This is a genomic window from Kitasatospora sp. NPDC054795, from assembly GCF_053611565.1.
In genome coordinates, this window is record NZ_JBSHAP010000253.1 from 1 (window position 1) to 4,911 (window position 4,911).

Consider the following 4,911-nt stretch of genomic DNA (forward strand, 5'->3'; position numbering starts at 1 on the left):
CACAGGCCCAAGAAGCGATAATAGGCTGCCCGACGGCGTGACCCCGAAATTCCCGTTCGCCGGCTGCCGCCCCGGCTCCAGCCGGGACAGCAGCCCAACTGTCCACGACCCCTTGTCGCCACGACAAGGGGTCGCCCCAGGTCAGAGGCCCCTTTCACCCGCTTGTGGGTACGGTGTGAGGCCGGGGGTTCACCGCCTGCTGACGCCCGCCAGGAGACCATGAGCATGGCTGTTCGCACGACCCGCGTTGGAACCGCGACTACGTCACCAACGACCTCGTCCCCGCCCTCGGCACGATCAGGCTCGACGACCTCGGCCACTCCCATATCGCCGACGAAGAAGAACACCTCCTTCCCCTGATGGCCGACCCACATCACACCCCGCGAATGGACCGAGGTCGGCGAACGCGGACGCCGCAGCGTCCCCAAGACCAAGCTCCTGATCTTCCTCGGCGGCGCGATCCTCGAGGACGCGACCGCACAGGAACGCCAGCTGTTCCTGTCGCAGATGCCCGACCCCGCCCGGCTTCTGTGGCGCACCCTCGGCACCCGCCTCTACGACCGCACCACCACCCGCGTCCGCCGGAGCAGCACCGCGGTCCCACGGGCGTACGACCGATCCCGCCTGTGGGAGGGCGGACACCACCCCTTCCAGACAGCACCGGCGGGGAACCATGGTGAGCAGGTCCGGCAAACACCTGTATCCGGGTGGCCGTTTTCAGGGATCGCCATCACCCCGAACCACCGCGGCTGCGCCATGTCCGGGACCGGCTCACCACCAGGCCCCACCGCCCCGGCCTCCTCAACCTGAACGGTGGTAGTGACCGGCACGGCTCCCGCCTCGGATACCGTGTTCCTGCACGGGGTCCCATAACGGATGTGGCACCCCCTACGGAGGTAGCCAGCGTATGAGTTCCAAGCGCAGCCAGAATCCAGCCCTGCCCGTCCTCGACGACGCATACCGGCTCGCGTCGGTCAAGGACACCGAAGAGTCCACCCGCGACTTGGCCGCACGGCTGGCCACCACCGAGCTGCGCCGCGTCTCCCACCCCGGCCGGGTCACCTGGGATCCCATCGATCAGGCCGATCCCGTACCGGCCCCGCCGACTGTGGTCGACGGTGACGGGGACCTGTGGCTGCGGGACCGGGGCACCGGCACCTGGACCATGCCCGAATTCGACCCGAAGACGTTCCCGGCCCGCTGTGGCGAGGTTCTGACGTGGAATCAGCTCGCCTGTGAGTACGGCCCGCTGACCGCACTGGCCAACGACCGCCACATCGGCGGCGGCCGCCGCCGCCGATGACCGCGCCGCCCTCTGAGTAGACCGCACCCCGGGAGGACACCGACGCGGCCCCGACAGTGGCCCTTCTCCTCGACCGGGCGCGGATCGGGCAATACGGTCCGGCGGTTGTGCCGGCCGTGTGCCCGCTTCGAGGTGTTGCGTGAGCCGGCGGGCAGGCGAACCGCCGCCACGGGATGCCTGACCTGACTGGTGATGCCCTGGGAGCAGGCCCACAGCAGCGGCCGAGGCGGAGCACACCTGCTCCCTGGTGGGGCCGCTGAGCTGCACTGATCTTCGTGGAGTCCTTGAAACCTGGGTTACGATCCAGGCGCAAGGAGAGCCACAGCAGTGCCAGCACCACGCAAGTACTCCAATGCTGCGCAGTCAACGTGAATCCGCAGGTCGCAAGTCCGCTTCGTGTAGCGGTTCTTGCTGGTCGGGCGGGGCCCATTCGGGTGCAAGGATGTAGGTCACGGGAGCTGGCTCGAGGAGCATGCCCTCCTTGACCGAGCGGCCGAGTCCGGCGCTGACGCCGCGGTGGCTGGAGAGGCCCAGCTGCTTGGCGATCTCAGCCGCGCGCCAGGCCCGGTCGGGGTCCGTACGCATGATCTGGAGGGTTCGGTCGAGCACCCCCACCGCCCCCCTGGACGCCGGCCTCACCGCCCTTGCCCAGGTCGCCGCCGCCCAGGCCGCTCTGCCCCTCGAAGACCTGTGCCGGACCCTGGCCGACGCCCACCTCGGCGACGGCCGCGACGACATCGCCGTCCTCGCCCTGTGCACCTCGCCCGCCGGGCCGACCCACGGGGCACCGGTGACACACCCCCGGGCCCGGTGAGAGGACGCACCACGCCCGCGGGTCGGCCCGCTGCCGGCGCTCAGTGGTGGTCCCTGAGCGCCTCATCCGGGCCGCCTGCACCCGTGTCCATGATCTCGGCCGCTGCGCGGGAGTGCGGCGGACCGGCTCGGCCTATCGGGTCTCCGGCGGGCGGCCGTCGTGCTGCCCGGTGGTGTCGGTGGCATCGCGCAGGGCGGGCAGGTCCGAGATGGCGGCCTGCTCGGCGAAGCGGGCCAGCAGCCGGCGGAGGACCCGCTCGTCCCGGTCGCGGACGGCTTCGGCGATGGCCGTTACAAGCGACGCCTGTGTATGCGGGTCGGGGGTGCGCACCTGCCGCGCGGTTTGCCGCGCTTCCAGCGCTCGCCTCCTTCTCACTCGTCCTCCTGGCCGCCTTGTGCGGCGCCCTCCGTCCTGGCGCGGCTGCGGCGGCCGACCGCCCCGCCCTGCGCGGGGCGAAGAATACCTCCCTGACCTGCATCGAAAAATCTATGCCCGCTGAAGTAGACATTGCCGCGCACCGTGGTTAGTGTTTCTCTCGTAGACGAGGTCAAGCGGTACCCGCCAGACATGAACTGGCGGGCAGCAGGACAGAAGTTCGCAGGTAGGAACGGTTGCAGGGTCCTGAAGCCAGGGATGGTCATCAAGGCGACAGGGTCGGCAGCCGGGCCTGGCGGCCCGCAGACATCAGGGGCCGCTACCGAGCGGTACCGAGTTCGGCAAGTGCATTACCAGTGGGTGAAGTTGAGTCAGGCAGTACCGGCAGTCGCAGTACGTGGTATCCCGGTGAAGGCGCCAGGCTGCCGGCGCGCGTGCTGGGAGTCCGGCAGTGGGGTTCCAGGCCGGGTGGTTGAGCAGGACGGGCCACGGGGCTGGCTGCCGGAACCGGCGGACCGCAAGGGCCGCCACAGCTGTACCGGATAGCTGGCACTGCCACGCAGTTCGCAGTACCAGCAGTTCAGCAGGTCGCAGTACCCGGAAATCGGAAGTACCCGCAGTTCGCAGTAATTCGGTCAGTACAGAGGATGAACGGAGGGGACAGAGCGCCATCAGGATCGCCCGGCCCGTGAAGTATCACCCGGGCGGATTCCGAAGACCCCCAAGGCAAGGACGGTGGTTTCCGGTCACGCATACGCGATCCCCGCACGCCCCCTCCCCCGGGGCGAGGCGGACTCAAGGAAGCCGGCCACAGGGCCGGCAGATGGTGTAAAACCCTTCGGGGCCCCGGGAGCCGCAACGGCCCCGGGGCCCCTCAGCGCGTCCACCGACACAACAAGAAGAGGTGCAGTGACCACGGCAGCCATCCGACCGCATACCCCCGACTCCCTCGACGACGACTACCCCGCCTACACCATGGGCCGCGCCGCCGAGATGACCGGCACGACCCCCGGCTTCCTGCGCTCCCTCGGCGACCAGGGCCTCATCACACCGTTGCGCTCGGAGGGCGGACACCGCCGCTACTCCCGCTACCAGCTACGGATCGCGATCCGCGCCCGCGACCTCGTCGACCAGGGCACCGCCATCGACGCCGCCTGCCGCATCATCATCCTCGAAGACCAACTCGAGGAAGCGCTGCGCATCAACGAGCAACTGCGCTCCTCCCAGCACGGCCAGGAACCCGCCACCGACACCTGACCCGCCCACCAGGGCGACGAGACCGGCCCGCGGTGGGGACAGCCGCGCACCGCCGGCCGCCCCGGAGACGAGTCCCCGTTCCGGTGCACCGGACGACCGTCGCGCACCGTTCCGGCGGCGCGGCACCTGCCGCACCGGTCGCGGCCCTGCTGCACCGCCCCGGCGTCGACCAGGCGCTGCGTGAGTTCCACCCCTGCGGAAGCCGCTTCTGGGCCGCGGGATTCCGGGGGTCGTGTGAGGCCGCACCGACCTGCGCGTCCACTGCCCGGAGGGCCTCCCCTGGCGGGACACGGGGCCGAAAGCAGCGGTGAGGGATACTGCGAGCGGACAGGGCGATGGCCGGCGCGTCGGCGCCGACGGGACGGTCCTAGACGCTGAGCAGGCCGATGGCGTGGCCGTCATGGTCCACCACCGGCCACACGGGCAGGCCCCGGGCGCGCATGGCGGCGGCCGCCGCGTCTGCGGGCATGTCAGCGGTGGCGAACGGGGCGCGGTCAAGGACGATGTCGCGCACCGGGGTCCGCTCGGTGTACCAGGAGCGGGCCTGGAACGGCGCGAGGTGCAGGCGCGTCAGCAGCCCCGCACAGCGGCCGTCGTCGTCGCGGACCAGGAGGTGCTCGGCGCCGGAGCTCTGCAGGATGTCCATCGCCATGTCGACCATGACGTCGTCGCTGACCTGCAGCTCCGGACATGTCATGAGGTCGCCGACCGTGGCGGCGGTCTCGGGGCGTTCGAGGGTGATGGTCATGGGCGGACTCCTTCGCGTATCCAACGCCGGGACCGGCGGTGGGCAGAACGCTGACGGTGGGACGGCCGGCGGGCGCGCCGGAGCGGGCCGAGACCGCTTCTCGCTCGGTGAGTGGTGGGGGCCCGGACAGCGGCGGCAGTCCCGGCCGCCACGTGCTAGGCCGCGAGGGCGACGCAACGCGGTGCCCGGCGGCGGCCGGAGGAGCCCTTGCTGTCGCGGCCCGTGGCGGTAGCGCGGGTGTCGACTCCCGCGCGGGTGGGTCGTCCGCGGCGCCCGCGGCTCGCGGAGGCGCTGCGGCGGGGGCGTTCGACGACGGGGGCGGCGATCACGGTGGGGATGCCGGTGGGGACACGGGCGCCGGTGATGCGGGCGAGCTCCTCGTCGCCGGCGCCGACCCTGGTGGTGACGGGGGTG

The 4,911-nt window shown here is 71.1% G+C and carries 5 protein-coding genes and 1 pseudogene; 3 read left to right on the forward strand and 3 right to left on the reverse strand.

Annotated elements, in window-relative coordinates:
- Window positions 1–907 precede the first annotated feature (907 nt).
- Both ACWGJO_RS40960 and ACWGJO_RS40965 read left to right on the forward strand, forming a co-directional pair.
- The gene (locus ACWGJO_RS40960; protein WP_030290324.1) at window positions 908–1,303 is read left to right on the forward strand and encodes a hypothetical protein; all 396 of its coding nucleotides are present in this window, start codon (window positions 908–910) and stop codon (window positions 1,301–1,303) included.
- Between the two features lie 583 nt (window positions 1,304–1,886).
- Window positions 1,887–2,117 carry a hypothetical protein gene (locus tag ACWGJO_RS40965; RefSeq protein ID WP_452190876.1) on the forward strand — a complete coding sequence of 77 codons (231 nt, stop codon included), beginning with the start codon at window positions 1,887–1,889 and terminating at the stop codon, window positions 2,115–2,117.
- A 132-nt stretch (window positions 2,118–2,249) separates the two neighbouring features.
- On the opposite strand, the gene ACWGJO_RS40970 is transcribed toward ACWGJO_RS40965, so the two are convergent.
- Window positions 2,250–2,447: a hypothetical protein gene (locus ACWGJO_RS40970; RefSeq protein WP_452190877.1), complete on the reverse strand. Its 198-nt coding sequence runs from the start codon at window positions 2,445–2,447 to the stop codon at window positions 2,250–2,252.
- A gap of 1,020 nt (window positions 2,448–3,467) precedes the next feature.
- Here ACWGJO_RS40970 and ACWGJO_RS40975 point away from each other — a divergent pair.
- On the forward strand, window positions 3,468–3,749 hold the full coding sequence (locus ACWGJO_RS40975; protein ID WP_452190879.1) for a helix-turn-helix domain-containing protein: 282 nt from the start codon (window positions 3,468–3,470) through the stop codon (window positions 3,747–3,749).
- Window positions 3,750–4,116: 367 nt separating this feature from the next.
- On the opposite strand, the gene ACWGJO_RS40980 is transcribed toward ACWGJO_RS40975, so the two are convergent.
- The gene (locus ACWGJO_RS40980) at window positions 4,117–4,497 is read right to left on the reverse strand and encodes a CBS domain-containing protein (protein ID WP_452190878.1); all 381 of its coding nucleotides are present in this window, start codon (window positions 4,495–4,497) and stop codon (window positions 4,117–4,119) included.
- Between the two features lie 155 nt (window positions 4,498–4,652).
- Window positions 4,653–4,911: pseudogene (locus tag ACWGJO_RS40985) on the reverse strand (hypothetical protein); the annotation flags it as partial.